This is a genomic window from Pseudomonas sp. DF11 (genome assembly GCF_058148565.1).
Genome location: NZ_JBYVYN010000013.1, coordinates 34,468 through 60,775, shown reverse-complemented (window position 1 = coordinate 60,775; position 26,308 = coordinate 34,468). Strand labels below are relative to the sequence as shown.

The window sequence follows — 26,308 nt, the reverse complement described above, 5'->3', positions numbered from 1 at the left end:
TCTCTTCACGCCTTATCTATCCTGGAGTACACACCCATGACCAGCCTGGTTCGCGAAGTGCCTGCCGCCCCTTCCGATATCGCCCTGCAGCATTTCAGCCGTCGCCTGTCATTCGAAACGGATTGTTCCGACGTTCATGCCAGCCAACAGGCCGGCAACGTTGATTTTGTGTTGGTGGACGTACGCGGACCACTGGCCTACGAACGCGGCCATGTACCCGGGGCAATCAACCTGCCAACTCGCACGCTCACCGCCCAGGCACTGGCTGCCTATGCCAAGACCACCCTGTTCGTGGTGTATTGCGCCGGCCCCCATTGCAATGGCGCCAACAAGGCGGCGGTGCGTCTGGCAACCTTGGGATACCCGGTCAAGGAAATGATCGGCGGCGTCATGGGCTGGCTCGATGAAGGCTTTCGCCTGACCGGCTCAGTGGAGCGCGTGGCTGAGGAGGCGATCAGCTGCGACTGCTGATGCTCTTCTGCACCCAGGTTTTGACGAGGGACCTGCCAGGTTACCTGTCAGGTTTTTCGCAAATCCCGTGACCGCCGGACGCCCCCGGCGGTTTTTATAACTATTTGTCGCCTCGACATAATTCCCCTCCCGAGTGCCCCTCTAGACTCCCGGCCACTTCGGTTTTTGCTGACCGAACGCTGCCTACGAATCTGCCCATAACGATCAATAAAAACCTGCGCACTCAGGATCGAAAATGAAGAAGCTAGCCATGTTCGGTGCTCTGGCACTGTCCGTATTGTCCCTGTCGGCCTTGGCCGAAGACGCCAAGCCGATCCGCCTCGGGATCGAAGCCGGTTACCCGCCTTTTTCGATGAAAACCCCCGACGGCAAGCTGACCGGCTTCGATGTTGATATCGGTGATGCGCTCTGTGAGCAGATGAAAGTTAAGTGCACCTGGGTCGAGCAGGAATTCGATGGCCTGATCCCCGCGCTGAAAGTGAAGAAGATCGATGCGATCCTGTCGTCCATGACCATCACCGACGACCGCAAGAAAAACGTCGATTTCACCATCAAGTACTACCGCACCCCTGCGCGTTTCGTGATGAAGGAAGGCTCCGAGGTCAAGGACCCGCTGACTGAGCTCAAGGGCAAGAAAGTCGGCGTGCTGCGTGCCAGTACCCACGACCGTTTCGCCACTGAAGTGCTGGTGCCCGCCGGTATCAACCTGGTGCGCTACGGCTCCCAGCAGGAAGCCAACCTGGACATGGTTGCCGGTCGCCTCGACGCCATGCTGGCCGATTCGGTCAACCTCGACGAAGGTTTCCTGAAAACCGACGCCGGCAAAGGCTTCGCCTTCGTAGGCCCGACTTATGAAGACGCGAAATACTTCGGCGGCGGTGCCGGCATCGCGGTGCGCAAGGGCGATAAGGCCCTGGCCGATCAATTCAACGCGGCCATCACCGAAATCCGCGCCAGCGGCACCTACAAGAAGGTGCAGGACAAATACTTCGCCTTCGACGTCTACGGGCATTAATCGCTGAACCCAAGGTGGCCCGCCGTTGACCCGGCCGGCCACCTTTTTCATGGGCGATTGCTTTACCCTGCGCCTATCGAGATATCGCCATCCGGAGTTCCTCATGCAACGCATCGACCATACCCTGCCATGGAGCCACCTGGGCACCGAGCGCCGGCTCAGTGTGTTTCGTTACGGCCATGGGCCGCGCAAGGCCTACATCCAGGCCAGCCTGCACGCCGACGAACTGCCGGGCATGCGCACGGCCTGGGAGCTGAAGCAGCGGCTCAACGACCTGGAGGCCCAGGGCCTGCTAAAGGGCGTGGTCGAGCTGGTGCCGGTGGCCAATCCCATCGGCCTGGATCAACATCTGCAAAGTGCCCACATGGGGCGTTTCGAGCTGGGCAGCGGCAAGAATTTCAACCGCTCCTTCGTCGAACTCAGTGCCCCGGTGGCGCAACGCATCGGTGATCGCCTGGGTGACGACCCGGCCGCCAACATCACCTTGATCCGCCAGACCATGGCCCAGGTTCTCGATGACCTGCCGGCGCCACCTTCGCAACTCGAAGCGCTGCATCGGCTGCTGCTGCGCCATGCCTGCGACGCCGACATCACCCTGGACCTGCATTGCGATTTCGAGGCAGCGATCCACTTGTATGCCTTGCCGCAACAGTGGCCGCAATGGCGTTCCCTGGCCGCACGGTTGAAGGCGGGTGTGGCGTTGCTGTGCGAAGATTCGGGCGGCAGTTCGTTCGATGAATCCTGCTCCACGCCCTGGTTACGCTTGGCCAAAGCCTTTCCCACGGCGGCGATTCCACCGGCCAACCTGGCGACGACGCTGGAGCTGGGTAGCATGGGTGATACCCGGGTCGAGCAGGCCCAGGCCAATTGCGAAGCCATCCTCGGCTTCCTCGCCGAACAGGGTTTCATCGCCGAGGATTGGCCACCCGCGCCGGAGCAGTGCTGTGAAGGTTTTCCGTTCGAAGGCACTGAGTACCTGTTTGCGCCACACCATGGCGTGGTGAGCTTTTTGCGTGAGGCGGGCGAGTGGGTGGAGCGTGGCGATCCGTTGTTCGAAGTGGTCGATCCGCTGAACGATCGGCTCACCACCGTGCGGGCCGGTACCAGCGGCGTGCTGTTTGCCCTGGACCGCGGGCGCTACACCCAGCCGGGGATCTGGCAGGCAAAAGTCGCCGGGCGTGAGCCGATTCGCAAGGGGAAATTGATCAACGACTGATAAGTGCTGTCTACCTCACCGCACGGTCGTTGTCGTGCGGCTATCGAACGATGGAGGAAGATTGATGTTTAAAGCGCTCGCCCTGTTTCTGTTGCTGGTTTCGTCCGGGCTGCAGGCTGAACCTTCGCTGCACACGGACTTGCCGCTCAACTACCTCGCCGATGCCGATGAACAGGCCAGGAACCGGCCGCTGGTGATCTTCCTGCATGGCTCCGGCAGCAACGAACAGGACCTGTTCGAGCTCAGGGACGAACTGCCCAAGCACTACAACTACCTCTCGGTACGGGCCCCTAAAGTCATGGAGCCGGGGCATTACCAGTGGTTCGCCAAGAAGGGCGAGGGGGCTTATGACGGCGACACCTCAGACCTGAAGGCCAGCGGCCAGATGCTGCTGGATTTCATCGAGAAAGCCCGGGCCAAGTACCCGACCGACGCGAGCAATGTGTATCTGGTGGGCTTCAGCCAGGGGGCGATGATGAGCTATGAAGTGGCCTTGCGACACCCTGAAGCGGTTGGCGGCATTGCCGCGATGGGCGGGCGGGTGCTGCCGGTGCTGCGTTCTGAGTTGACTCCCGTCGAGTCGCGACGGGCACTGGCCGTGTTCATCGGCCATGGCACGGTAGACCCGATCATTCCCTACAGCGATGGCACCGAGGCCAACACATTCCTGAAGACCCTGGCGCTGGAACCGGAATTCCATGCCTACCTGGGCCTGGGCCACAGCATCAGTGCGCAGGAGGTGCAGGACCTGCGAGCCTGGCTGGAGCGGCTCAATCCCTGACCCGCTGTAAATCCCTGTGGGAGCGAGCCTGCTCGCGATTGAGGGCTATGCGGTGCCCGTCACTGACCACTGGCGATCTGTTTCACCAACGCTTCATGTCCGGCCTTGTCACTGGCCCGGGAGATGATCTGCACCACGGCCATGCGCGTGCCGGAGGCGCCTATCAACGTGGTATCCAGGGTTGGCCCGCCGCCCTGGGTGGCGCTGGTGTCGAGCTGGCGCAGACCCAGGCCCGTGCCTTTCTGGGTCAGGCTTTTTTCGCCGAGGATCTTGGCATCCGGCAGGGCCTTGGTTTTCTGAACGGCGAAGTCGGCGAAGGTGGTATCGAGAAAGGCATTGTCGTTGTCCTTCACATTCGCGCCGTTGACGATGGTGTTTTCAGCGGTGATCACCACGGTTTTACTGGTGGCATTGCTGTACATCGTACCCGTCGCCCCGGCAGTGCCCTGAGCCACCTCACCGGCGGGCAGCGGCGTCGCCGTGAAACCCTTGGGCAGGGTGAAGTTGAGCTTGCCACCCAGCATCGAAATCTTCTGTGCCGCTGCATCGCCAGCGGTTTTGGCCGGGGCGGCATGGGCCGGTACCACGACCAGGCTGGCGATGGCCGTCAGCAACAGGGCGGCGGCTTGTTTACACAGCAATGACATTGAACGCTCCACGGATGATCGTGCTCGGAGGCCGATCATCCCATGGGCGCAGCACTGGATTCCAGCGCGCAGAAACGTCTGGCCAGGCCCTCGCGTTCGAAATGCTCGGTGATGAAGTCAATAAAGGCCCGGGTCTTGGCGGGCATCAATGTGCGGCTGGGGTAATACAAGGAGATTGCGCCAAGGTCCATGTACCAGTCCGGCAGCAACCGCACCAGTTCGCCACGTTCCAGCCAGGGCAGCACATCCGGCACCGTCAACAGTGAGATGCCCAGGCCCAACAGGGTGGCTTCGCGCATGGCGACGGGGTCGTTGAGGACGATGGATTCAGGTAGCCGCAATGCCGATTCCAGCCCGGCAGCGTTGCGCATTACGGCTTGGCGCACGCGACCGGTCAGGCCCGAGCGCAGCACGATGTTGTCGAAGTGGGCCAGGTCTTCCGGATGCGCGGGCCGGGGGCGTGGGGCCAGGTAGGCAGGACTTGCCACTGCGATCAGATGGGCCGGTGCCAAGGCTCGCGAAACCACGCCGGGCATCAGTTCGAAGCCGCCACCAATCGCTGCGTCGAAGCCTTCGGCAATCAGGTCTACCCGGCGGTTTTCGAAATGCCATTGCGGCCGGATCAGCGGATAGCGAGCCAGGAGTTGCGGCATCAGCGGCAACACATGCCCGATGCCGAAACTCGGCGACAGGCTGACTCTCAATACCCCGGCCGGTTCACCCCGTTCCGTGGTCACGGCGCCGATGGCCGTCTGCAAGGCTTCGAGGTGAGCGCCGATACTGGCCAGGAAGTGTTCGCCGTTTTCGGTCAGGGACAATTTTCGGGTCGAGCGCTGGAACAGGCGCACGCCCAGGTTGCGCTCGAGCATCGCTACGTTGCGGCTGACGGCGGCAGGCGTCAGGCCCAGCAACCTGGCGGCAGCGGAAAAACTCCCCGTCTCGGCACTGCGGGCGAAGCATTCAAGGTTGGCGAGGGTTTCCATGGCGTTCTACCTGATAGCAATACTTGAAAATGATTCAAGCTATTACCGGCTAATCAGACGGGAATGACAAGGGCAATATGCACCTCAACGGCGGACATCACCGCCAGGCTTATCCCAACCTTTGAGGACAGACGACATGAGTATCGAAACCATCGGCATCATCGGCGCCGGCGCCATCGGCAGTGCTTTCGCCCGCGCCCTGGCCCGCCGGAACATCAACGTGGTGATTGCCAACAGCCGTGGCCCGGAAAGCCTGGCCGGGCTGGTCGCCGATCTGGGGCCCACCGTGCGTGCCGGCACCGTGCAGCAAGCCGCGGCCCAGCCGATGGTGTTGGTGGCCGTCAACTGGTCGAGGCTGCCCGAGGCGTTGAGTGGTTTGCCGGACTTTGCCGGGCGCATCGTGATCGATGCCAACAATGCAATCAAAGTCCCGGAGTTCGAGGCGGTTGATTTGCAGGGCCGGGCTTCCACCGAGGTGTTCAGTGAATGGGTGCCGGGCGCGCGGGTGGTCAAGGCCTTCAATCACTTGCTGGCGCGCCTGCTGGAGGCAGATCCGACGTCCGAAGGCGGCAAGCGGGTGCTGTTCCTGACCGGTGACGATGTGCAGGCACGCGAAGAAGTCGCGCAGTTGATCGAGCGCTTGGGGTTCTTCGCCGTGGACCTGGGGCCCTTGAGTGTGGGCGCACGCTTGACCCAGTTCCCGGGCGGCCCTCTGCCGGTGCTGAACCTGGTCAAGTTCGACTGAGCCACACAGTGCGGTCAGCGATCCCAGTAGGGCACTTCGCCAAAACACTCCAGGAAAAAATCGATGACCGTGCGCACCTTCACCGACAGGCGTCGGCTGCCTGGCCAGAGAATGGCGATCTGCTGGGGTTCGAGGCTGTTGGAGGCCTGGTAATCCTGCAGCACCGGGACCAGCGTGCCATTGCGCAGCGCTTCGCCGATCAGCCAGGACGGAAACATCACCAACCCCAGGCCTTGTTCGGCGGCCTGGGTCAAGGTGTCGGCGTGGTTGCCGGTGATCGGGCCCTTGACGCTGTAGGGCGTCCAGGCCTGGCCCGAGCGGCGAAAGAACCAGCGCTGCTGGCCGGTCACGCCTTTGTAGGCCAGGCATTGATGGGCCGCCAGATCCTGGGGCTTGAGCGGCACGCCGTGGCGTGCGAGGTAAGCGGGGCTGGCCGCGATCTGGAAACGATGGGGGGCGACGACCCGCGCCTGCATGCCTGAGTCATGCAACGGGCCGATCCGAAACAGCAGGTCGGCGCCTTCCTGCAGTGGGTCGACGTAACTGTCGGTCTGCTGGATCTCCAATTGCAGCTTTGGGTAGCGTGCGCACAACTGGCCCAGCCACGGGGTCAGGTGGCGCTGGCCGAATACCACTGGGGCGTTGATCCGCACCAGCCCGGAGGGCTCGCTGTGCTGTTCCTGCAAGGCTTGTTCGGCTTCCTCCAATTGCACCAGTAGCAGCCGCGCATGATGCCCCAGCAGGCGGCCGGCTTCGGTGGGGGACACGGCGCGGGTGTGCCTGTAAAGCAATTGCTGGTTCAGGGCCTGCTCCATCAGCTGGATCTGCCGGGAAATCGATGACGGAGCCAGGCCTTCACGCCGGGCCACCTCCGAGAAGCTGCCGTGATCGAGCACCGCGACAAACAGGCGAAGCGCCTTGAAGCCGAGTTCATTGAGACCGTGCATGGGGTGGTCGTCCTGTGCGCATGACGCAAAAGTGTTGTCGGGATACTCCCATTTATCGCACAGCGACACCAACCGATAATGCCGGCCTTCCTTTTCCAAACAGGTTCTGAGCATGCAGGTTTCCTCATTGAACGAGGCCGCTCCGGTGACGGCCGCCGCCCAACCGCGGTCGTTCTTGCGCTGGCTATTGCTACCCGTGGTGATCCTGGCCGGCATGGGCTTGTCGGTAGAGGCCGGCCTGCTGGGGCCGCTAGGGAGCCAGGTCGGGCATTTGTGGGCCACCCTGAGCATCTTTGGCGTCGGCTCGGCGATTCTCTTCCTGCTGTTACTGCTCAGCGGCCGGCAACAAGGCCCGGCCCTGAATGAACTGCCACGCTGGCAACTGATCGGCGGTTTCCTGGGGCCCATCTACGTAGTGGTACTGACGCTCGCCACCCCTCACATCGGCATCGCCATGACCATGGTCGCGATCCTTTCCGGTCAGGTGGGCAAAAGTGTCTTGATCGACCATTTCGGCTGGTTCGGTACGAGCCGCAAGCGGGTCAACGGCGAACGTTGGCTGGCGTTGGCACTGATCGTCGTGGCCCTTGTCCTGATTGCCCGAGGTTGAATATGAGTCTGTTCATTTTATTGCTGGTGGTCGTCGCTGCGGGTGCGGTGCTGAGTGTCCAGGCGGCCATCAACGGCCGCCTGGGCCAGACGGTCGGTGTGCTGCGCAGCAGCCTGCTGACCTTTACTGTGGGCGCTGTGGTCACCGGGTTGCTGATCGTGTTTTTCGAACCGGCCCACGCGGTCACCTTGCTGGAGGTGCCGAAATGGCAACTCAGCGGTGCGTTGTTCGGCGTCGTCTACATGATGGTGATGGTCGGTGCGGTGCCGCGGGTGGGGACGGGCGTGGCGACGGTGGCGGTGATCGTCGGGCAATTGGGCATGGGCATGTTGATCGACAACTTCGGCTGGCTGGGCAACCCGGCCATCGGGTTGTCCGGTAGCCGGGTTCTGGCCATGGCCTGCCTGGCCTTGGCGCTGGTGTTCATGTATCGCAGCAGTGTGCAGCAGACCTGAAGGTCTCAGTTGCTTTCGACGTTCAGTCGCAGGCTGCCATCGTCCAGGCGCTCGGTGCTTCGGACGATGCCACTGGTTTGCCGGCCTTCGGCGCTGAAGACTACGATCTGGGCTTTATCCAAGTCGTCCGGCATCGGTGGGCGTACGTGCAGTACGAACCATGGCGGTTCGGCGTCGTCGAAGCGTTTGACGTCGAACTGGCAAGTGGCATTTTGGGTCTGGTGCCCAAGCAGCGCATCCAGGCCGTAATAGAAGTGAGTGCTGTCGGCAGCAAGGGGCATGTGCATCGGCGGTCTCCTGGGGACGCTCGGTGGATGTTCAAGTGATCCTGCCTGGAATGGAAAATTCCATCGGGTGAGCTATGGAAATTTAGCTCACCCCCCCCAGCACATTTCCTGTGGCCTGGGCTTCGACAGGTCACAAAGCGGGCACCCCGTCTTTCCACATCGACCAGTTCTTCACGATGTCCTGCACCACCGGGTTGCCGGTGCGGAAGAGGTTTTCCAGGGCAGGCACGAACGCGCCCTGGTCAGCGTATTTGAGCAGGTTGTCCACTTCGTTGCCGCCGGGTTCGGGACGGTCGAAGTCGGACCCGGCCCGAAGCACGGCCAGCCGGTTGATATCCACCCGACCTTCACGACTGGCTCGCAGCAAGGCCTCGTAGGTGGAGTTGTCCTCCTGTTGGGTGGTGCAGTAGACGCCTTTGTTATCCGTGAGCAGGCGGGTCCAGACTTCGGCGCGTTCGCTCAGGCGCGTACCGGAGAACCAGGTGTTGCCGGCCAGGGTGTCGCAGCGGGTCACCACCGGTGGCTGGTTGGCCGGTGCATACGGATATTTCAAACGCCAGGCGGCTGACTCCTTGCTTTCAGTCAGGGCCACTTTCTGGCTGAGGGCAAATGCCTTGGCTTGCAGCGCCGGGTTGAGTTCGAAGACTTCGGTCTTGTAGTCCAGGGGCGGCTTTTCATTCGGCCCCTTGGTGTTGATGCCCAGGTAGCCGGTGGGCCAGTCCTTGGGAACATCGCGCGAATCCAGCTCCCATTGGGTGCCGAACTCCACCAGGTAATGGGCCCAGGCAGTCGTCCCGAGGGTGCCGTGGTGCGGGTTGATCCCGGCGATCCCGGCCACCAGGAAATAGCTTTTGCGCAGGTCGACGGCTGGCGAGAGCGCCAGGGCCAGTGTCGAGGCCGCGGCGTTGGTCTGGCCCATGCCGGTGATCAGCAGGCAAACCCGCTCGGCATTGCAGCGGATCGTTGGATACTCGGCGGACAGCCCTGGTATACGGATCTCATTCTTGAGCTGCAGGCGTTCGATCCAGTTCTGCGCCTCGGGAGCGAACATCGTGATCAGCATGACTTTGGGTTGAAGCGGCGGTGTGGCCCCGGCGGTCGAGCAGAACAGGGCCAAACCGATTGAAGCAAGCAGGCGATTGGTCATGAATCGTTACCTCCATGGATTAGAAAGGGGCGAGCAGGGACTCAGAATTGATAGCCGACACCCGCGTAGTATCCCCACCCATCGGAACGGGCGCGGAAGTTACCGTCGCCAAAGTTAAGCTCACTGCCGTCCTGCCAGTTGCCGCCGTTGTGAAAGTAACGGCCCACCAGGGTGAAGCGCAGGTGCGTGAAGGAATACAGCAAGACGTTGGTCGCGACCGTGGCGTTGGCGGTGCGAGCCGGGTTGTCCTTGTGCAGGTCTGAACCGAAATCGAAGTTGGTAAAACCGATGTAAGTCAGCGAAGCGCCGTTGCTGAACTGGCTGATCGGCACGATGTATTTGAGTTGGGCGCGATAGCCATCCCAGGAATATTCATTGCTGGCGCCGTAGTTTTCCCATTGATAACGCCCGTAGAAGTTGGCCGACAGGTTGACCCGCGAATGGGTGTCGATGTCTGTACCCAGGCCGCTGTACAAAGTATTGGCGCGATTGGCAGAGTTGCTGCCGTGATCGTAGATCCAGTCGAACGCCACATACCATTCCTTGAACGGCCCGACGGCCAGGCTGCGGCCGGCCAGGTAGTCGATGGAAATACGCGGTTCATGCTCCATGAACACCGGCGAGCCGTGATCCCACACGCCTTTGTCGTGGCTGTTGCCTATATCGAAGATCTTTGGGATGTCGATATAGCCATACAGCTCGAACGGCCCCTTGCGTCCGAAATATTCGTATTCCAGATAGACGTCGTCGACGGGTTGCGGGCCGAAGCTGATGTCCTTGCTGCCGATGATCGTCAGGTCCTGGTTGTACCAGTCGGACAGGTAGACACCTTTTTTCGAGGAAGTGGCTTCAGGGCTGAGCGCCTCACCTTGGGCGGATGCTTCGCTCGTCTGGGCCTGGCTGGTGGTGCTGAGTAATCCGGTAACGGCGGTCAGTAGCACAGCGGCTGCGAATACGCCGGGCGCGGCGTGACACCGAGGATTGAAGTCCATGGAAAGTCCTTGTTCGTGCGGGTCGAAACCCGGGTTCCGTGATTGAAAAAACGCGACTCGCTTCGTCGTTGCGAGCGATTTCGCAAACGTTTGCACATCCTGTACCAGTTTTTCGTACTGGCTTGAAAAACATGTATTTAGGAGGTTTTTCCTGTCCTTATGGTCAGGCGTCGTGCACGACCTGTTACCCGGTTCCTTGAGGGGGCACCAAAAGGTGGCAGGGCGTAAGAGGGCACTGTCGTGCGGCGACACAGGACCGTCGGCGTTGCTGGTAGACTCGTTCCCAATTGACTGACACGAGGTATGCCCATGAGCGAGCCGATTCGCCTGACCCAGTACAGCCACGGCGCCGGTTGCGGCTGCAAGATTTCGCCCCAGGTGCTGGAAGTGATCCTGGCCGGCAGCGGTGCGCAAAACCTTGATCCCAAGCTGTGGGTTGGCAACGCCTCCCGGGATGATGCTGCGGTATACGCCATCGACGAGGAGCGCGGCGTGGTCTCGACCACCGATTTCTTCATGCCGATTGTCGACGACCCGTTCGACTTCGGTCGCATCGCCGCCACCAATGCCATCAGCGACATCTACGCCATGGGCGGTGACCCGCTGATGGCTATCGCGATTCTCGGTTGGCCGGTCAATGTATTGGCCCCGGAAATTGCCCGGGAAGTGATTCGCGGTGGCCGTTCTGTGTGCGACGAGGCCGGTATCCCCCTGGCCGGCGGCCATTCGATCGACGCGCCTGAGCCGATTTTCGGCCTGGCGGTCACCGGCCTGGTGCAAAAGCGCCACATGAAACGCAACGACACCGCCACTGCCGGTTGCCGCCTGTACCTGACCAAGCCCCTGGGCATCGGCATCCTCACCACGGCGGAAAAGAAAGGCAAGCTGCGCGCCGCCGATGTTGGCCTGGCCCGTGACTGGATGTGCACCCTCAACAAACCCGGCAGCCGCTTCGGCAAGCTCGACGGCGTGACGGCGATGACCGACGTCACCGGTTTCGGCCTGCTCGGGCACTTGGTGGAAATGGCTGACGGCAGCCAACTGACCGCGCGCATCCGCTATGACGCAGTGCCGCGTCTGCCGGGTGTCGAGTACTACCTCGACCTGGGTTGTGTGCCGGGCGGCACGTTGCGCAACTACGACAGCTATGCCAGCAAGGTCGGTCGGGTCCAGGAGCTGCACAAGCGCGTGCTGTGCGATCCGCAGACCAGCGGCGGCCTGCTGATCGCTGTCACGGCGCAAGGCGAGGCGCAGTTTCTTGCGGTTGCCGCTGAGCTCGGCCTGGCACTGGAGCCCATCGGCGAACTGGTCGAGCGACAGACCTACGCGGTCGAGGTGTCTTGATGGGCCATGACATCACCGATTACCGCGACATCTTCCTCAATGACCGACCGATGATGGACACCCGTGCCCCGGTCGAATTCATCAAGGGGGCGTTCCCCGGCGTGGTCAATTTGCCGTTGATGACCGACAGCGAACGGCAACGCGTCGGTACCTGCTACAAACAGCAGGGACAGCAGGCCGCCATTGTCCTGGGGCATCAACTGGTGTCTGGTGAAACCAAGGCCCAGCGCATCCAGGCTTGGGCCGAATTCGCCAAGGCCCATCCCGATGGTGTGCTGTATTGCTTTCGCGGAGGCTTGCGTTCGCAGATCGTCCAGCAGTGGCTCAAGGACGAAGCGGGCATTGACTACCCCAGGGTCGGTGGTGGCTACAAGGCCATGCGTACGTTCCTGTTGGAGACTGTCGAGCAGGCGGTGAGCCAGTGCGACCTGGTGCTACTGGGTGGCATGACCGGCACCGGCAAGACTGAAGTGTTGGGTCAGTTGGGCAACAGCCTGGATCTGGAAGGGCATGCCAACCACCGTGGTTCGAGCTTCGGCAAACGCGCCACCGGCCAGCCTTCCAACATCGATTTTGAAAACCGCCTGGCGGTGGATGTGCTGAAAAAGCGCGCCGCCGGCATCGAACAATTTGTCCTTGAAGATGAGAGCCGTGCAGTCGGCAGTTGCGCCTTGCCGCTGTCCTTGTACCAGCGCATGCAGCAGGTTCCGATGGTCTGGCTGGAAGACAGCCTCGAGCACCGGGTGGAGCGGATCCTGCGCGATTACGTGGTCGATCTGTGTGCGGAGTTTGTCGCCGTGCATGGCGACGAAGGTTTCTCGCTGTTTTCCGAGCGGTTGCTGGCAAGCCTGGACAACATCCACAAGCGCCTGGGCGGCGACCGTCACCGGCGCTTGATGAATATCCTGGAAACCGCCCTGGCCGAGCAGGCCAGCAGCGGCGCCGTCGACTTGCATCGCGGTTGGATCGAAGGCTTGTTGCGTGAGTATTACGACCCGATGTACGCGTTCCAACGGGAAAAGAAGGGGCGGCGGATCGAGTTCTCGGGGGAGCAGGCGGCGGTGTTGGAGTATCTGCGTGAGCGGGCGGTTCGGGGAGGGTGAACTCGCAAGTTCGAACCCATGATTGAAAATACTAACCCAGTGGGAGCGAGCCTGCTCGCGATAGCGGTGCATCAGTCACATCAATGCCAATGGGGCCAACGCTATCGCGAGCAGGCTCGCTCCCACTGGGGGGGCTTTTTGGTCAAGTCGGACAGGCTTCCTTGCCATTGTCCAAGCCTTGCTTGTAGCTCTGGCTGGTGAGGCTGGCCTTGCCGTTGTGCCAGGTCAGGGTCAGCACGTACAGCGAGTCATAATCGCCGGAGGCCCAGTCATCGGTAATGGTCTGCTTCTTGCCCACGGCCTCGCCGGCGACCTTGTTGATCAGCTCCGGCAGGTAGCCATGGGACCAGGCGGTATAGATGGTCGAGTTGTGGTACTTGTCATGCAGCAATTCGTCCGCCAGGTCGCTGGTATCGTTGGCGGAAAAATTGATGTTCACCGGCAACCCGAGCTTGATGGCACTGGGGCTGATGGTCATCAGCGGGCGAATATAGCTATAGGAATTGTCCAGTTCACCCTCTTCGACATTGCGGGTCGGGTTGGCTGCGAACACGTAGTCGGCCTTGCCGAATTTTTCCGGCAGCAGGGTCGCCAGGTCGATGGCGCGGTTAAGGCCCTGGCAGTTGAGCTGGCCCAGGCCTCCGGCGGGTTTCTCGGCGTGGCGCAGGAACACCAGGGTCTGGATGCCATCGACTGGCTGGGCGCGGCTGACGCTCGATTCCAGCGACAGCACCAGGCCACAGGTCACAAGCAGCGTCGGCAGCAACAGCCACGAACGGCGTTTGAAGCGTCTGGCGAAATTCAGTGGGTTCATCATCGAATAAATGTTCTTTTGAACTCTCTAGTCAGGCTGACAAACCTGGGGCACCGGGAAGCGTTGGCCTCGGGTGTTTTTCCGTGTCGTTACTCCGCTTCGGTTCCAAGGGGGCACTGCTCAGAGTCTCTTCGTGTCCTTTGGTTCGATCTCGGTTGTTCTCGCGCACTGTAAGGCCTCCGGTTTGGAGGTCAGTCGAATCTTAGCGACAGGATGTTGCGGAATTAAGAACGGCCAGTGTGAATCCTGTGATGGGCAGGTGCTGTCTGGCACATCTTGGATTATTCTCAGGCCTTTCCTTGATTGCCGAGCCTGTCCCATGCCCGACTTGACCTCATTCCCCATCAGCCAGAAATGGCCCGCCCAATACCCGGAGTGGCTCCAGCTCTACTCCCTGCCAACCCCCAACGGCGTGAAGGTCTCGATCATGCTGGAAGAGATCGGCCTGCCATACGAGCCCCACAAAGTGGACTTCGCCAGCAACGATCAACTGTCGCCCGAGTTCCTTTCCCTGAACCCCAACAACAAGATCCCGGCGATTCTCGACCCTCATGGGCCAGGGGACCAGCCGTTGGCGTTGTTCGAGTCGGGGGCGATCCTGATTTATCTGGCGGACAAGAGCGGGCAGTTGCTGGCCCAGGAATCGGCGGCGCGCTACGAGACGATCCAGTGGTTGATGTTCCAGATGGGCGGGATCGGGCCGATGTTCGGGCAGTTGGGGTTCTTCAACAAGTTCGCCGGCAAGGACTACGAGGACAAGCGGCCTCGCGATCGCTACGTCGAGGAAAGCAAGCGCCTGCTCAAGGTGCTTGACGGTCGCTTGCAAGGGCGGGACTGGATCATGGGCGAGCGCTACACCATTGCCGATATCGCCACCTTTCCCTGGGTGCGCAACTTGATCGGTTTTTATGAGGCCGGTGATCTGGTCGGTATCCAGAACTTCCCCAATGTGACGCGGGTGCTGGAGCGTTTCCTGGCCCGACCGGCGGTGGTGCGCGGGTTGAAGATTCCGGAATGAGTAACCCGCCGACCCGCCGATTCGATTACAAGCAACTGGATGTGTTCAGCGACGTGCCCCTCAAGGGCAATCCGTTGGCGGTGGTACTGGGAGCCGATGGGGTCAGTGATTCGCGCATGGCTGCTTTTGCCAACTGGACCAACCTCAGCGAAACCACGTTCCTGTTGGCGCCGCAGCACCCGGAAGCCGATTACCGGGTGCGTATTTTCACCACCTCGACCGAATTGCCGTTTGCCGGGCATCCGACCCTGGGCAGTTGTCACGCCTGGCTGGAAGCCGGAGGCGTGCCGAAAGGGCAGGAGATCGTGCAGGAATGTGGCGTTGGCCTGGTCAGGATTCGCCGCAACGATCGTGGGTTGGCATTCCTCGCACCGCCCTTGCTCAAGTCCGGTCCGCTGCAGGCCGACCTGCTGGAGCGGGTGCGCAAGGCGCTGGGGCTCGCCGCCGAGGCGATTGTCGAGGCGCAATGGGTCGATAACGGTGCCGGCTGGCTGGCCTTGATGCTCAAGGATCGTCAGCAGGTCCTGACGCTCGAGCCCGATTATTCTCAATTGCTCGATCTGGCCGTGGGTGTGATCGCACCTTGGGATCGGGCTGTGGATGGCGATGCGGCACACTTTGAAGTGCGCGGCTTCATCGCCGGTGATGGCATGCCCGAGGATCCTGCCACCGGAAGCCTGAACGCCGGGATCGCGCAGTGGATGTTGGGCAAGGGCCTGGCGCCTTCGTCCTATGTGGTCAGCCAGGGCTTGACCATGGGCCGGGCCGGGCGGATTCATGTCGAGCAAATAGGGGAGGAGGTCTGGATTGGCGGCGCGGTGGTGACTTGCATCAACGGCTCGCTGACCTTGTGAGGCGATTATTGCCGCGCCGGTAACACTCTGTTTTCCTGCCGGCGTTTGTGCCCTGGTCGACCAGGGCATAAGCTTTGCCCCCTTGTGATCGAGCATCCATTTGCCAGGAGTCCCATGTCCAGCCAATTCCCCGAAGCCCGTCCACGCCGTCTGCGCCGTAACGCAAGCCTGCGCAGCCTGTTCCAGGAAACCGAGTTCACTCTGAACGATCTGGTGCTGCCGATTTTCGTCGAAGAAGAAATCGATGACTTCGTGCCGATCAAGAGCATGCCGGGCGTGGTGCGCATCCCTGAGTCGAAGCTGGCCGGCGAGATCGAGCGCTATGCCCGTGCCGGCATCAAGGCGGTGATGACCTTTGGTGTGTCCCATCACCTGGACAGCGACGGCAGCGATACCTGGAACGAGCGCGGCCTGGTGTCGCGCATGGCCGGGATCTGCAAGGATGCGGTGCCGGAAATGATCGTGATGTCTGACACTTGTTTCTGTGAGTACACCGATCATGGTCATTGCGGCGTCCTCCACGGGCACGAAGTGGACAACGACCGGACTCTGGTCAACCTGGGCAAGCAAGCCGTGGCGGCGGCCCGCGCCGGTGCCGATGTGATCGCGCCGTCCGCGGCCATGGACGGGCAGGTCCAGGCCATTCGCAAGGCCTTGGACGCTGCCGGTTTCAGCCAGACGGCGATCATGGCCTATTCCACCAAGTTCGCTTCGGCGCTCTATGGGCCGTTCCGTGAAGCGGGCGGCAGCGCACTGAAAGGTGACCGCAAGAGCTACCAGATGAACCCGATGAACCGTCGCGAAGCGCTGCGCGAATCCTTGCTCGACGAGCAGGAAGGTGCCGATGCGCTGATGGTCAAGCCGGCCGGGGCCTACCTCGATATCATCCGCGACATCCGCCAGGCCTCGAACCTGCCGCTGTCGGCTTACCAGGTCAGTGGCGAATACGCGATGATCAAGTTCGCCGCCCAGGCCGGCGCCATCGACGAAGCCCGCGTGGTGCGCGAAAGCCTCGGCGCGATCAAACGGGCGGGGGCAGACCTGATCTTCACCTACTTTGCGATGGATCTGGCGTTGAGCGGGATCTGATCAGCGCTGGGTTTTCGCTGGGAGCGGGTGTTCACATATCCGGCGTTCACCCAAATCCCTGTGGGAGCTGAGCTTGCTCGCGATGGCGGTGGATCAGGTGGCGGTGATGTTGAATTTGCTGACGCCTTCGCGAGCAAGCCCGCTCCCACATGGGTTCATGTGGTGACTGAAAAGCCATGCTCACCACAAATCCTCTGTGGGAGCGGGCTTGCTCGCGAAAGCGGTGGGTCAGTTTCGGTGATGTTGGATGTGCCGCCGTCATCGCGAGCAAGCTCGGCTCCCACACTGATTTTGATTGGACGCAAGTTTTATATTCACCGCCATTCCCCTGTGGGAGCGAGCCTGCTCGCGATAGCGGTGGGTCAGTTGGCGGCGATGGTGAATGTGCCGTCGGCATCGCGAGCAGGCTCGCTCCCATATTGGGTTTCTAGGGCTATCGAGCCGGTTTCCTTCCAGGGCCATTTCGGTGCTCTGCGCGACAGAACATAGCCCGTACCCGCTTTTGATCGTATGGTTGCTCCGGAATAACGAACCCGATGGAGCACCATGCAACTCAATCGATTGATGATCAGCGTCGCCGCGCTGCTGGCCCTGGCCGGTTGCGGCAGTCGCCAGGTCCAGGAGCCTGAACGCCAGCCCGCCGAGGTCAAGAGGCAGATCGTGCGGTTGCTGCCGGCCAAGGCTACGGACCGCGAAGGTTGGGCGACGGACATCTATGTGGCTTTCGCGGCTCAGCAGATCCCGACCACCACGCAGAACATCTGTGCTGTCCTGGCGGTGACCGAACAGGAGTCGACGTTCCAGGCCGACCCGCCGGTGCCAGGGCTGGGCAAGATCGCGCGTCAGGAGATCAACCGCCGTGCGGCGAAGGTGCACATTCCGGAACTGTTGGTCAGCGGTGCACTTCAGGTGCGTTCGCCCAACGGCAAAAGCTACAGCGATCGGCTCAACGCGGCGCGTAGCGAGAAAGAGCTGAGCGAGATTTTCGACGACTTCATCGGCATGGTGCCCTTGGGAAAGACACTGTTCGGCGGTTTCAATCCGGTGCACACGGGCGGACCAATGCAGGTCAGCATCGCTTTTGCCCAGGCCAATGCACGGAATTATCCCTACACGGTAGATGGCTCGATTCGTCGCGAAGTGTTCAGTCGTCGTGGCGGGATGTACTTCGGTATCGCGCATTTGCTGGGCTATCCGGTGAGCTACACCGAGCCGTTGTACCGTTTTGCCGATTTCAATGCCGGCTGGTACGCCAGTCGTAACGCGGCTTTCCAGCACGCGGTAAGTGTCGCGTCAGGCATTTCCCTGGCGCTGGATGGCGATCTGGTTGCCCATGATTCAATCATGCCAGGCAGCACGGAGTTGGCGGTGCGTACGCTGGGCAAGTCGCTAGGGATGCGCAACCCGACCATTCGCGATCAATTGGAGCAGGGTGACAGCCTGGCGTTCGAGGACAGCAAGCTTTACAAGCGCGTGTTCGAGCTGGCTGAACGGGCCGAGGGCAAGGCGTTGCCGCGAGCGGTATTGCCAGGGATCGTGCTCAAGAGCCCGAAGATCACGCGCAATCTGACCACGGCGTGGTTTGCCAAGCGGGTGGATGAGCGTTATCAGCGGTGCATGGCGCGGGCGTTGGGGCGTTAGCCAAACGCAGGCCAAGTAAAAGCCCGGCGGATAAGGCCGGGCTTTACTGGGATGGTGTGGGGGCGGGCGCTATCTGGAACGTTGTGACGACGGAACACCTCATACGCGGTTTTCGATCAGGCGATCGGAGCCACCCTCGGCGACGCGACGTTCCTGCAGACGATCGGCACCGCCTTCAGCGACGCGGTTTTCGATCAGGCGATCAGAGCCACCTTCGGCGACGCGACGTTCCTGCAGACGATCAGCACCGCCTTCAGCGACGCGGTTTTCGATCAGGCGATCGGAGCCACCTTCGGCAACGCGACGTTCCTGCAGACGATCGGCACCGCCTTCAGCGACGCGGTTTTCGATCAGACGATCGGAGCCACCTTCAGCGACGCGACGTTCCTGCAGACGATCGGCACCGCCTTCAGCGACGCGGTTTTCGATCAGGCGATCAGAACCGCCTTCGGCGACGACGGGTTGGGAGGAAGCGGCAAATACGTTGGCGGCCAGTACAGAGAAAGCGAGGCTGAGGATGACTTGGCGTTTCATGATGGTGTGCTCCGGGGTGTAGTGGGTTTGTGTGGGGCCATTGTTGTCCCGGGCGATCATCAAGAGAACTTCATTGACATGATGGTGAACATCGACGGCAGTGATAGCTCGTTGGCCCGCTGCCGGTCAGCTCGATGGAACACTGATAGGCTCCCAGGCTCTACCGGCTAACCCTTATGCAGGAGGTGCGTCCATGTATCAGTTATTCGGTTACAGGCAATCCGGTTCCTCGGCGGTGGAGGTTGCCCTGTGTCTTTGTGAGGTGGCTTATCGGCGGGTCGATGCCTATTCGACCGAGGACAACGATGCAGCGAAAGAACTCGAGAAGCTCAACCCGCAGAAGCAGGTGCCGACCCTGCTGTTGCCGGATGGCTCGGTGCTGACCGAAGCGGCGGCGATCCTGATCCACCTCGGCCTGACTTACCCCGCATCGAAACTGCTTCCGCAGGATCCGGCCCAGCGTGCGCAAGCCATACGCGGTCTGGTCTACATCGCGGCCAATTGCTACACACCCATCGGCATTATCGATTTTCCGCAGCGCTGGCTGGAAGATGCGGACGAAGCGACTCGGCAGCGTTTGATATCCGGCACGCAGCAACGGCTGTATCACAACTGGGCGCTGTTTGCCGACCAGTTCCCGGCCCGACCTTTTCTCAGCGGTGCCGAACCGGGGGCGCTGGATATCCTGGCGGCCGTGATCACGAAGTGGAGAGATACGCGGGCGGCGATGCTAAACGCACGTCCAGCGTTCTACGAGTTGTTGGAGCGCATCGATCACCATCCGCGTGTTGCGCCTGTGCTGTCGCTGCATTGGCCTGAGTGATCAAGGGCACATCTTGCGTGCAACCGCCTGCTCGACGAGGCCGACAAATTGCCGGACATTCTCCTGATGCGCCGTCACCAGCTCGTCGATACTGGCGCCCGTCGGCGTCTGCAGGCTGCTGCGGCAGGTGAGGGGGCGGGCGTCGTTGCCCGGGTTGCGCAGTCGCCATTGCACATCCATGCGGGCATAGCGGCCAGGGATCGAGTCGAAGCGTTGCACGTCTACCCGCAGCAATGCTTTCGGCGCGCCTGGGTTGCTCAGTTGTTCGTCCAGGCTGCTGTGCAGTTCATCGGCCAGGCTGGCGCCCCACCATTGCGTTTCCAGGATCGCCAACCCGCTGTTGCCCTGGCGTATGACGATCTGGGTGCGATCCACCTGGGGCGGAACGCTGACCTGTTCGATCTGGATGTCCACGCCGGAGCGCGACTGGCCGACCGGTTGGGCCGGGCTCAGGGTGTGATAGTGGATCGGATCGCTGCGACAGGCGCCCAGTAGCAACGCCACGGCAACCAGGGTGAGTTTCAGCGTCATCGGCATGGGGCGGGCTCCTGTGATCATTCTTTCACCGGCAATGTGAGGTTCTGTGCCGGTGCGTCCTTGGGACGACCGCGAAGCAGCGATTCGGGATGGCGACTCAGGTAGTCCGACAGTTCGCGCAGCGAGCGCGACATGCGCCCCAGGTCGTCCAGGGTCTGGGTCAGTTGTTCGCGCTGGGGCGAATCTTCGGCCAGGGTCGAGTTGGCCGATTGCAGGGTCTTGCTCACGTCCTGCAAGGTGCTTTGTACACCCGGCAGGGTCTTGCTATTGAACTGGGCCAGGCCTTTGCGCAGTTCCACCAGGTTCCCATCCAGGTTGCCGGCGATGCTCTCCAGCGGCAGTTTGTTGATCCGCTCGATCATCGCCTGCAGTTGTTCCTGCAATTGTTGGAGGCTGCCCGGGATGGTCGGGATGCGCACGGGGCGGGCGCTTGGGTCGAAGGCGACTTTTTCCGCCTTGGGGTAGAAATCCAGCGAGATGTACAACTGCCCGGTCAGCAGGTTGCCGCTGCGAGCCTGGGCGCGTAGGCCCCGTTCGACGAAGCTGCCGATCAGGCGGGCGCCGGCGGCTTCGTCTTCCGGATCGTGATTGAGGCTCTTGAGCAGTTTTTCATGGGCCTTGCCCAGGCGCTGCGGGTAGATCACCACGCCGACGTTGACCGGAAAGCTGCGCTGTTTCTCATCGAAATCCAGATTGATGGCCACCACCCTGCCGACTTCAACGCCGAGGAACTCCACCGGCGCCCCGACTCGCAAGCCGCGCAGTGCCTGATCGAACCGCAGGGCCAGGTACTGCGCCTTGCCATCGGGCGGGGCGAGGGCGCTCTGCTGGTCGGCGAACAGCTCGAAGGTCTTGTCTTCGCTGGCCGGGGTGTCGTTGGGGCTGTATTCCGGCGCCCGGAACGCGATGCCGCCCAGCAGCAGCGCCGAGAGCGATTCGGTCTTGACCGCGAAGCCGTTGGCACCGACGTTCACGTCCACGCCGCTGACATTCCAGAACCGGGTGTTTTCGGTGACGTAGACATCGTTGGGCGCGTTGACGAACACGTCGATGTCGACGCCTTTGCCCTCGGCGTCCAGGGCGTAGGACACCACTTGGCCTACTGGGATCTTGCGCAGGTACACCGGCGAGCCGATGTCCAGCGAGCCGAGGTCCTGGGAGTGCAGGGTGAAGCGCTTGCCCGGTTCGCCGTAAGTGATGGGAGGCGGGTTCTCCAGGCCAGTGAAGGACTTGGCGCGCACTTTCGATTGACCGGCGTCGGCGCCGATGAAGTCTCCTGACAGCAGGGTGTCGATTCCCGAGATTCCACCGGCCCCGATTCTTGGCCGCACCACCCAGAACACCGAGTCCTCGTGGGTGAAGGTGTCGGCGGTCTTGGCGAGCTTGACCGTGGCGGTGACGTTCTTCTGGTCATCGCTCAGTTGCACGTCGGTGACCTGGCCGATGACCACGTTGCGATATTTCACCTGGGTCTTGTTGGCGGTCAGGCCCTGGCCGGTCTTGAAGGTGATGGTGATGGTCGGGCCTTCCTGCAGCCAGTTGTGGACCACCAGGGAAATGCCCACCAGCACCGCGATGATCGGCACGATCCACACCAGCGACACCGTCCAGCGGCGGCTGGTGACGTGGGCACGACCGGGTGCGGGTTGTTGCCCGTCAGTGGCTTGCGACTTCATCCATGACCTCCTCGGAGGGTTGAGTGTCCCAGATCAGCCGCGGGTCGAAACTCATGGCCGACAGCATGGTGAACAGCACCACGAGGCCGAAGAACAGGATCCCCGGCCGCGGTTCGATATCGCTCAGGGCCTGGAACTTGACCAGTGCCGCCACCAGGGCCACCACCAGCACATCGAGCATTGACCAGTAGCCGATGACTTCCACCAGCCGGTACAGCTTCGCCCGTTGGACCTGGGCCCAGGTGCTGCGCCGCTGCGCGGTCACCAGCAACAGGGTCAGGACCACGAACTTGATGCCCGGTACGGCGATGCTGGCGATGAAGATAATCAGAGCGATGTCCCAGGCGCCGCTTTGCCAGAACTCGATGACGCCGCTGATGATGGTGCTGTCGGCGCCTTCGCCGAGCATCTGGGTATTCATCACCGGCAGCAGGTTGGCCGGAATGTAGAACACCAGCGCGGCCAGCATGTAGGCCCAGGTCCGGGGGATGGCGTCGGGTTTGCGTCGGTGCAGGGCGGCGTCGCAGCGGGGGCAGGCCTGGGGTTCGTCGGTCATGTCGCAGGCCAGGCCGCAGCTGTGGCACAGGCACAGGTCCAGGTCGCGGGCTTCTGGTGGGGTGTCCAGCGGCTGGTCGTTCACAGGCTATCCCACAGGTCGCGGACATCGCGCCCGGCTATGCGGATCATCAGCAGGCTCAAGGCCGCCAGGGCGAACAGGCCGATCCCCGGCAGCACGTCCAGCAGCCCGGCGAGCTTGATCACTGCCACCAGCGCGCCCAGCAGGCATACCTCCAGCATGCTCCAGGGTCGCAGGGTTTCCAGGCTGCGCATGCACAGGTTGAACCCCGGCGCTCGCCGCTGGAGGTAGGCATGGCCCAGCACCCAGAGCAGGAGCACCAGTTGGAAGGCCGGTGCAATGATGATTGCCACCGCTGTCACCAGGGCGATGAAGGCGATCGGCCCCTGGCTCAGCGCCACGATGGAATCCCATAACGTCGCGCTGTTGCTCAGGCCCTGGAGGCGGATGCTCATGACCGGGTAGACGTTGGCGAAGGCCCACAGCACCGCGGCCGTTACGCTCAAGGCCAGGCGCTGCTCGATGGTCAGGCCGTTGTAACGCTGGATCACCGCGTGGCAGCGCACGCACGAGGCTTTCTGGTGCGGGGCGAGCACAACCGGCTCGTACACCGCATCGCAATGTTCGCAAATGATCAGTCGGGCGGTGTCGGCCATAGGGATGCTCGGCAGGAACAACCCCTTCAATATAGAAGTGCGTTGAGAATGAGCAACCCGTCCGGCAGGCGGTGGGGAAATTCGCTACGGTTCACACCGCCTGCCGAGGGATCATTCGCCGCGAATGTATTGCTCCAGTTGTCGGATCAGGTCGGCCTGCTCGGCAATGGCTTCCTTGACCAGGTCGCCGATGGACAGCAGGCCGACGAGCTTGCCGTCCTCGACCACCGGCAAATGCCGCAGGTGTTTTTCGGTCATGATGCTCAGGCAGGTTTCGACATTCTGGTGCGGGTCTATGGTGATCACCGGGGAGACCATGATATCGCTCACTTTCGTGCCCACCGAGGAGCGGCCATGCAAGACCATTTTGCGCGCGTAGTCGCGCTCACTGATGATCCCCAGCACTTCATCGTTTTTCACCACCAGCAAGGCGCCGACGTTTTTCTCGGCCATGCGCATCAGGGCCTGCAATACCATGTCGTCCGGTGAGATGGTGTGCACTTGCTGGTTCTTCTCATCTTTTATCCGGAGCAACTGCGCGACGGTTTTCATGGGGGGAGCCTCAGGTGTTGTTTTTGCGGGTGATTAAAGAATCGTAGACCCAACGGCGCAGAGCAAGCGGTAAAGCGGCGGCCAGTCGTCCAAAAGCGTCATTGTCCGGAAATTCTCCGTCGATGTGATGTCATCCACCTTTGTGGCGAGGGGATTTATCCCCGCTGGGCTGCATAGCAGCCCCAGAAAACTACTAACGCGGCGTGTCAGGTTGATGTAATCAGCTTATTGGGGCTGCAGCGGGGATAAATCCCCTCGCCACAAAAGCAGTTCGGTGAAGTAACAGTTGATCAGGTGAAGTTCCCTCGCCACAGGTAGAATCGTCGCCTCCGTACATTTCGAGGTTGCAGTGGTGGACTTACAGCAGGGCTTCGTCCTGACCCGGCATTGGCGCGATACCCCGGCCGGCACCGAAGTCGAGTTCTGGCTGGCGACCGACGCCGGCCCCCGACGTGTGCGCCTGCCGGTGCAGCCGTCGGTGGCGTTTGTGCCGCAGATCCAGCGCGGCCAGCTCGAAGCTCTGCTGCAAGGGGAGAAGGACGTAGAGCTGCGCCCCCTGGACCTGCTGGATTTCGAACACCGCCCGGTGTTGGGGCTGTACTGCCAGCAACACGCCCAGTTGATGCGCCTGGACACCACCTTGCGCCGCGCCGGTGTGGAGGTGTTCGAAGCGGACATCCGGCCACCGGAGCGTTACCTGATGGAACGCTTCATCACCGCCCCGGTCTGGTTTGGCGGTACGCCGGCCGCCGATGGCCTGCTGGTCGACGTGCAGATGAAGCCGGCGCCTGAATACCGCCCGCCGTTGCGCCTGGTGTCCCTGGACATCGAAACCACCGCCCAGGGCGATCTGTACTCCATTGCCCTGGAAGGCTGTGGTGAGCGCCAGGTCTACATGCTCGGCCCCCCCAACGGCGACGATAGCGGCGTGGATTTCCAGCTGGAATACTGCGAATCACGCACGGCGCTGCTAAAGAAACTCAACGACTGGTTCGCCCGTTTCGACCCCGATGGAATCATTGGCTGGAACCTGGTGCAATTCGATCTGCGGGTGCTGCATGAACACGCCCGGCGGCTGGCGGTGCCGTTGCGCCTGGGGCGCGGTGGCGAGGAGATGCAATGGCGTGAGCACGGCACGCGCAACAATCACTTCTTCGCCTCGGCCGCTGGCCGGTTGATCATCGATGGCATCGAGTCCCTGCGTTCGGCCACTTGGAGCTTCCCGTCGTTCAGCCTGGAAAACGTCGCCCAGACGCTGTTGGGAGAGGGCAAGTCCATCGATAACCCGTACCAGCGCATGGACGAGATCAATCGCATGTTCGCCGAGGACAAGCCGGCCCTGGCCCGCTATAACCTCAAGGACTGCGAACTGGTGACGCGGATCTTCGCCAAGACCGAACTGCTCAAATTCCTCCTGGAGCGGGCCAGCGTCACCGGCCTGCCGGCGGACCGCAGCGGTGGTTCGGTGGCGGCCTTCACGCACCTGTACATGCCGCTGATGCACCGCCAAGGATTCGTGGCCCCCAATCTTGGCCAGCGCCCGCCCGAGGCCAGCCCGGGCGGCTTTGTCATGGATTCCCAACCGGGGCTCTACGAGTCGGTGCTGGTGCTGGACTACAAGAGCCTGTATCCGTCGATCATCCGTACCTTCCTCATCGACCCGGTGGGCTTGATCGAAGGCCTGCGTCATCCAGACGACCAGGAATCGGTGCCCGGCTTTCGCGGGGCGCGGTTCTCTCGTAGCCGACATTGCCTGCCGGCCATCGTCGCCCGGGTCGCCGAAGGTCGGGAAACCGCCAAGCGCGAACACAACGCGCCGCTGTCCCAAGCACTGAAAATCATCATGAACGCTTTTTATGGCGTGCTCGGCTCCAGTGGCTGTCGCTTCTTCGATCCGCGCCTGGCCTCGTCCATCACCCTGCGTGGTCACCAGATCATGCAACGTACCCGCCAGTTGATCGAAGCCCAGGGGCATGTGGTGATCTATGGCGATACCGACTCCACGTTCGTCTGGCTACGCCGTGCCCATGGCCAGGAAGAAGCGGCCAGGATCGGCCGCGAGCTGGTGGCGTACGTCAACCAGTGGTGGCGTGAATACGTACGTGACGAATTCGGGTTGGAGAGCGCGCTGGAATTGCAGTTCGAAACCCACTTCAAGCGCTTCTTGATGCCGACCATTCGGGGCGCGGAGGAGGGTAGTAAGAAACGCTACGCCGGGCTGGTGACGCGCGCCGACGGCAGCGACGAAATTGTCTACAAGGGCCTGGAAACCGTGCGCACCGACTGGTCGCCGCTGGCCCGGCAGTTCCAGCAGGAGCTGTACGGGCGGATCTTCCACCGCCAGCCCTATCAGGATTATGTGCGCGATTATGTGCGGCAGACCCTGGCCGGCGCGTTCGATGATCGGCTGGTCTACCGCAAGCGCCTGCGCCGGCCACTGGAAGACTATGAACGCAACGTGCCGCCCCATGTGCGAGCCGCGCGCCTGGCCGATGAATTCAACCAACGCCAGGGCCGGCCGCGGCAATACCAGAATGGCGGCTGGATCAGTTATGTCATCACCGTCGCCGGCCCTGAACCTTTGGAAACCCGCAGCGCGCCAATCGATTACGACCACTACGTGACCAAGCAGCTACAACCGGTGGCGGATGCGATCCTGCCGTTTGTGGAGGATGATTTTTCGACGCTGGTGGGTGGGCAGATGGGGTTGTTCTGAAATCATGCCGACCCTGTTTGGACCAGGGGCATGGTTCACATCTGTGGTGAGGGGATTTATCTGTGGCGAGGGGATTTA

The 26,308-nt window shown here is 61.8% G+C and carries 28 protein-coding genes; 15 read left to right on the top strand and 13 right to left on the bottom strand.

Annotated features, from left to right (window positions below; all coding sequences use genetic code 11):
- The first annotated feature begins 36 nt into the window (after positions 1 to 36).
- From AC30D9_RS27210 to AC30D9_RS27195, 4 genes are all read left to right on the top strand, one after another.
- Positions 37 to 471, top strand: coding sequence for a rhodanese-like domain-containing protein (locus AC30D9_RS27210; protein ID WP_134923650.1), 435 nt, complete (start codon positions 37 to 39; stop codon positions 469 to 471).
- Between the two features lie 235 nt (positions 472 to 706).
- A complete protein-coding gene (locus AC30D9_RS27205) occupies positions 707 to 1,486 on the top strand; it encodes an ABC transporter substrate-binding protein (RefSeq protein WP_490145232.1) in 780 nt (259 codons plus the stop codon).
- A 103-nt stretch (positions 1,487 to 1,589) separates the two neighbouring features.
- Positions 1,590 to 2,702 carry a M14 family metallopeptidase gene (locus AC30D9_RS27200; protein ID WP_490145231.1) on the top strand — a complete coding sequence of 371 codons (1,113 nt, stop codon included), beginning with the start codon at positions 1,590 to 1,592 and terminating at the stop codon, positions 2,700 to 2,702.
- A gap of 64 nt (positions 2,703 to 2,766) precedes the next feature.
- On the top strand, positions 2,767 to 3,483 hold the full coding sequence (locus AC30D9_RS27195) for an alpha/beta hydrolase (protein ID WP_490145230.1): 717 nt from the start codon (positions 2,767 to 2,769) through the stop codon (positions 3,481 to 3,483).
- Between the two features lie 59 nt (positions 3,484 to 3,542).
- On the opposite strand, the gene AC30D9_RS27190 is transcribed toward AC30D9_RS27195, so the two are convergent.
- Together AC30D9_RS27190 and AC30D9_RS27185 are read right to left on the bottom strand one after the other, a co-directional pair.
- Positions 3,543 to 4,130: a DcrB/PsbP domain-containing protein gene (locus AC30D9_RS27190; protein WP_490145229.1), complete on the bottom strand. Its 588-nt coding sequence runs from the start codon at positions 4,128 to 4,130 to the stop codon at positions 3,543 to 3,545.
- 35 nt (positions 4,131 to 4,165) lie between these two features.
- Positions 4,166 to 5,113, bottom strand: a complete 948-nt coding sequence (locus tag AC30D9_RS27185; protein WP_490145228.1) for a LysR family transcriptional regulator — start codon at positions 5,111 to 5,113, stop codon at positions 4,166 to 4,168.
- A 142-nt stretch (positions 5,114 to 5,255) separates the two neighbouring features.
- Here AC30D9_RS27185 and AC30D9_RS27180 point away from each other — a divergent pair, with 142 nt between their 5' ends.
- The gene (locus AC30D9_RS27180) at positions 5,256 to 5,858 is read left to right on the top strand and encodes an NADPH-dependent F420 reductase (protein ID WP_490145258.1); all 603 of its coding nucleotides are present in this window, start codon (positions 5,256 to 5,258) and stop codon (positions 5,856 to 5,858) included.
- Between the two features lie 14 nt (positions 5,859 to 5,872).
- Here the strand turns inward: AC30D9_RS27180 and AC30D9_RS27175 are convergent, their stop codons facing one another.
- Complete coding sequence (locus tag AC30D9_RS27175; RefSeq protein WP_490145257.1) at positions 5,873 to 6,805, bottom strand: LysR family transcriptional regulator; 933 nt, start codon at positions 6,803 to 6,805, stop codon at positions 5,873 to 5,875.
- 112 nt (positions 6,806 to 6,917) lie between these two features.
- Between AC30D9_RS27175 and AC30D9_RS27170 the strand changes: the two genes are divergently transcribed.
- Positions 6,918 to 7,415 (top strand): DMT family transporter, encoded by a 498-nt coding sequence (locus tag AC30D9_RS27170; RefSeq protein ID WP_134923655.1) that lies wholly within the window; start codon positions 6,918 to 6,920, stop codon positions 7,413 to 7,415.
- Between the two features lie 2 nt (positions 7,416 to 7,417).
- Entirely contained in the window at positions 7,418 to 7,870 is a 453-nt protein-coding gene (locus tag AC30D9_RS27165) for a DMT family transporter (protein WP_490145227.1), read from the top strand.
- A 5-nt stretch (positions 7,871 to 7,875) separates the two neighbouring features.
- Here AC30D9_RS27165 and AC30D9_RS27160 read toward each other — a convergent pair whose 3' ends face one another.
- From AC30D9_RS27160 to AC30D9_RS27150, 3 genes are all read right to left on the bottom strand, one after another.
- Entirely contained in the window at positions 7,876 to 8,157 is a 282-nt protein-coding gene (locus AC30D9_RS27160) for a hypothetical protein (RefSeq protein ID WP_135844638.1), read from the bottom strand.
- Positions 8,158 to 8,287: 130 nt separating this feature from the next.
- A complete protein-coding gene (locus AC30D9_RS27155; RefSeq protein ID WP_134923658.1) occupies positions 8,288 to 9,304 on the bottom strand; it encodes a purine-nucleoside phosphorylase in 1,017 nt (338 codons plus the stop codon).
- A gap of 41 nt (positions 9,305 to 9,345) precedes the next feature.
- Positions 9,346 to 10,296, bottom strand: coding sequence for a nucleoside-specific channel-forming protein Tsx (locus AC30D9_RS27150; protein ID WP_134923659.1), 951 nt, complete (start codon positions 10,294 to 10,296; stop codon positions 9,346 to 9,348).
- Positions 10,297 to 10,605: 309 nt separating this feature from the next.
- Between AC30D9_RS27150 and selD the strand changes: the two genes are divergently transcribed.
- Positions 10,606 to 11,640, top strand: a complete 1,035-nt coding sequence (gene selD / locus AC30D9_RS27145) for a selenide, water dikinase SelD (protein WP_134923660.1) — start codon at positions 10,606 to 10,608, stop codon at positions 11,638 to 11,640.
- Entirely contained in the window at positions 11,640 to 12,743 is a 1,104-nt protein-coding gene (gene mnmH, locus AC30D9_RS27140) for a tRNA 2-selenouridine(34) synthase MnmH (protein WP_307571257.1), read from the top strand. The genes selD and mnmH overlap by 1 nt, the downstream gene beginning before the upstream one ends.
- A gap of 142 nt (positions 12,744 to 12,885) precedes the next feature.
- On the opposite strand, the gene AC30D9_RS27135 is transcribed toward mnmH, so the two are convergent.
- Positions 12,886 to 13,560, bottom strand: a complete 675-nt coding sequence (locus tag AC30D9_RS27135; RefSeq protein ID WP_307571256.1) for a histidine phosphatase family protein — start codon at positions 13,558 to 13,560, stop codon at positions 12,886 to 12,888.
- Positions 13,561 to 13,876: 316 nt separating this feature from the next.
- On the opposite strand from AC30D9_RS27135, the gene AC30D9_RS27130 reads away from it, so the two are divergent.
- From AC30D9_RS27130 to AC30D9_RS27115, 4 genes are all read left to right on the top strand, one after another.
- On the top strand, positions 13,877 to 14,575 hold the full coding sequence (locus tag AC30D9_RS27130) for a glutathione binding-like protein (RefSeq protein ID WP_134923663.1): 699 nt from the start codon (positions 13,877 to 13,879) through the stop codon (positions 14,573 to 14,575).
- Positions 14,572 to 15,429 carry a PhzF family phenazine biosynthesis protein gene (locus AC30D9_RS27125; protein WP_490145226.1) on the top strand — a complete coding sequence of 286 codons (858 nt, stop codon included), beginning with the start codon at positions 14,572 to 14,574 and terminating at the stop codon, positions 15,427 to 15,429. Before AC30D9_RS27130 ends, AC30D9_RS27125 begins: the two co-directional genes overlap by 4 nt.
- A 114-nt stretch (positions 15,430 to 15,543) precedes the next feature.
- Positions 15,544 to 16,518 carry a porphobilinogen synthase gene (hemB, locus tag AC30D9_RS27120; protein WP_490145225.1) on the top strand — a complete coding sequence of 325 codons (975 nt, stop codon included), beginning with the start codon at positions 15,544 to 15,546 and terminating at the stop codon, positions 16,516 to 16,518.
- 546 nt (positions 16,519 to 17,064) lie between these two features.
- Positions 17,065 to 18,159: a DUF1615 domain-containing protein gene (locus AC30D9_RS27115; protein WP_490145224.1), complete on the top strand. Its 1,095-nt coding sequence runs from the start codon at positions 17,065 to 17,067 to the stop codon at positions 18,157 to 18,159.
- 99 nt (positions 18,160 to 18,258) lie between these two features.
- On the opposite strand, the gene AC30D9_RS27110 is transcribed toward AC30D9_RS27115, so the two are convergent.
- Positions 18,259 to 18,693: a phage infection protein gene (locus tag AC30D9_RS27110; protein WP_307571252.1), complete on the bottom strand. Its 435-nt coding sequence runs from the start codon at positions 18,691 to 18,693 to the stop codon at positions 18,259 to 18,261.
- A 193-nt stretch (positions 18,694 to 18,886) separates the two neighbouring features.
- Between AC30D9_RS27110 and AC30D9_RS27105 the strand changes: the two genes are divergently transcribed.
- Positions 18,887 to 19,516 carry a glutathione S-transferase family protein gene (locus AC30D9_RS27105; RefSeq protein WP_490145223.1) on the top strand — a complete coding sequence of 210 codons (630 nt, stop codon included), beginning with the start codon at positions 18,887 to 18,889 and terminating at the stop codon, positions 19,514 to 19,516.
- On the opposite strand, the gene AC30D9_RS27100 is transcribed toward AC30D9_RS27105, so the two are convergent.
- The 5 genes from AC30D9_RS27100 to AC30D9_RS27080 form a co-directional block, all read right to left on the bottom strand.
- The gene (locus AC30D9_RS27100) at positions 19,517 to 20,053 is read right to left on the bottom strand and encodes a PqiC family protein (RefSeq protein WP_490145222.1); all 537 of its coding nucleotides are present in this window, start codon (positions 20,051 to 20,053) and stop codon (positions 19,517 to 19,519) included. It lies immediately after the preceding gene.
- A gap of 17 nt (positions 20,054 to 20,070) precedes the next feature.
- Positions 20,071 to 21,729, bottom strand: a complete 1,659-nt coding sequence (locus AC30D9_RS27095) for a PqiB family protein (protein WP_490145221.1) — start codon at positions 21,727 to 21,729, stop codon at positions 20,071 to 20,073.
- On the bottom strand, positions 21,710 to 22,354 hold the full coding sequence (locus tag AC30D9_RS27090; protein ID WP_134926603.1) for a paraquat-inducible protein A: 645 nt from the start codon (positions 22,352 to 22,354) through the stop codon (positions 21,710 to 21,712). Before AC30D9_RS27090 ends, AC30D9_RS27095 begins: the two co-directional genes overlap by 20 nt.
- 11 nt (positions 22,355 to 22,365) lie before the next feature.
- Complete coding sequence (locus tag AC30D9_RS27085; protein ID WP_134923672.1) at positions 22,366 to 22,962, bottom strand: paraquat-inducible protein A; 597 nt, start codon at positions 22,960 to 22,962, stop codon at positions 22,366 to 22,368.
- A 111-nt stretch (positions 22,963 to 23,073) separates the two neighbouring features.
- A complete protein-coding gene (locus AC30D9_RS27080; RefSeq protein WP_030138503.1) occupies positions 23,074 to 23,514 on the bottom strand; it encodes a CBS domain-containing protein in 441 nt (146 codons plus the stop codon).
- A gap of 352 nt (positions 23,515 to 23,866) precedes the next feature.
- Between AC30D9_RS27080 and AC30D9_RS27075 the strand changes: the two genes are divergently transcribed.
- The gene (locus AC30D9_RS27075; protein ID WP_490145220.1) at positions 23,867 to 26,230 is read left to right on the top strand and encodes a DNA polymerase II; all 2,364 of its coding nucleotides are present in this window, start codon (positions 23,867 to 23,869) and stop codon (positions 26,228 to 26,230) included.
- Positions 26,231 to 26,308: the final 78 nt, after the last annotated feature.

Coding starts and splice junctions, on each gene's coding strand:
- AC30D9_RS27200 (WP_490145231.1), top strand. CDS start 1,590: ATGCAACGCATCGACCATACCCTGCCATGGAGCCACCTGGGCACCGAG.
- AC30D9_RS27135 (WP_307571256.1), bottom strand. CDS start 13,560: ATGATGAACCCACTGAATTTCGCCAGACGCTTCAAACGCCGTTCGTGG.
- AC30D9_RS27190 (WP_490145229.1), bottom strand. CDS start 4,130: ATGTCATTGCTGTGTAAACAAGCCGCCGCCCTGTTGCTGACGGCCATC.
- AC30D9_RS27185 (WP_490145228.1), bottom strand. CDS start 5,113: ATGGAAACCCTCGCCAACCTTGAATGCTTCGCCCGCAGTGCCGAGACG.
- mnmH (WP_307571257.1), top strand. CDS start 11,640: ATGGGCCATGACATCACCGATTACCGCGACATCTTCCTCAATGACCGA.
- AC30D9_RS27105 (WP_490145223.1), top strand. CDS start 18,887: ATGTATCAGTTATTCGGTTACAGGCAATCCGGTTCCTCGGCGGTGGAG.
- AC30D9_RS27160 (WP_135844638.1), bottom strand. CDS start 8,157: ATGCACATGCCCCTTGCTGCCGACAGCACTCACTTCTATTACGGCCTG.
- AC30D9_RS27150 (WP_134923659.1), bottom strand. CDS start 10,296: ATGGACTTCAATCCTCGGTGTCACGCCGCGCCCGGCGTATTCGCAGCC.
- AC30D9_RS27080 (WP_030138503.1), bottom strand. CDS start 23,514: ATGAAAACCGTCGCGCAGTTGCTCCGGATAAAAGATGAGAAGAACCAG.
- AC30D9_RS27125 (WP_490145226.1), top strand. CDS start 14,572: ATGAGTAACCCGCCGACCCGCCGATTCGATTACAAGCAACTGGATGTG.
- AC30D9_RS27210 (WP_134923650.1), top strand. CDS start 37: ATGACCAGCCTGGTTCGCGAAGTGCCTGCCGCCCCTTCCGATATCGCC.
- AC30D9_RS27205 (WP_490145232.1), top strand. CDS start 707: ATGAAGAAGCTAGCCATGTTCGGTGCTCTGGCACTGTCCGTATTGTCC.
- AC30D9_RS27175 (WP_490145257.1), bottom strand. CDS start 6,805: ATGCACGGTCTCAATGAACTCGGCTTCAAGGCGCTTCGCCTGTTTGTC.
- AC30D9_RS27170 (WP_134923655.1), top strand. CDS start 6,918: ATGCAGGTTTCCTCATTGAACGAGGCCGCTCCGGTGACGGCCGCCGCC.
- AC30D9_RS27085 (WP_134923672.1), bottom strand. CDS start 22,962: ATGGCCGACACCGCCCGACTGATCATTTGCGAACATTGCGATGCGGTG.
- hemB (WP_490145225.1), top strand. CDS start 15,544: ATGTCCAGCCAATTCCCCGAAGCCCGTCCACGCCGTCTGCGCCGTAAC.
- AC30D9_RS27165 (WP_490145227.1), top strand. CDS start 7,418: ATGAGTCTGTTCATTTTATTGCTGGTGGTCGTCGCTGCGGGTGCGGTG.
- AC30D9_RS27155 (WP_134923658.1), bottom strand. CDS start 9,304: ATGACCAATCGCCTGCTTGCTTCAATCGGTTTGGCCCTGTTCTGCTCG.
- AC30D9_RS27115 (WP_490145224.1), top strand. CDS start 17,065: ATGCAACTCAATCGATTGATGATCAGCGTCGCCGCGCTGCTGGCCCTG.
- selD (WP_134923660.1), top strand. CDS start 10,606: ATGAGCGAGCCGATTCGCCTGACCCAGTACAGCCACGGCGCCGGTTGC.
- AC30D9_RS27195 (WP_490145230.1), top strand. CDS start 2,767: ATGTTTAAAGCGCTCGCCCTGTTTCTGTTGCTGGTTTCGTCCGGGCTG.
- AC30D9_RS27095 (WP_490145221.1), bottom strand. CDS start 21,729: ATGAAGTCGCAAGCCACTGACGGGCAACAACCCGCACCCGGTCGTGCC.
- AC30D9_RS27130 (WP_134923663.1), top strand. CDS start 13,877: ATGCCCGACTTGACCTCATTCCCCATCAGCCAGAAATGGCCCGCCCAA.
- AC30D9_RS27100 (WP_490145222.1), bottom strand. CDS start 20,053: ATGCCGATGACGCTGAAACTCACCCTGGTTGCCGTGGCGTTGCTACTG.
- AC30D9_RS27110 (WP_307571252.1), bottom strand. CDS start 18,693: ATGAAACGCCAAGTCATCCTCAGCCTCGCTTTCTCTGTACTGGCCGCC.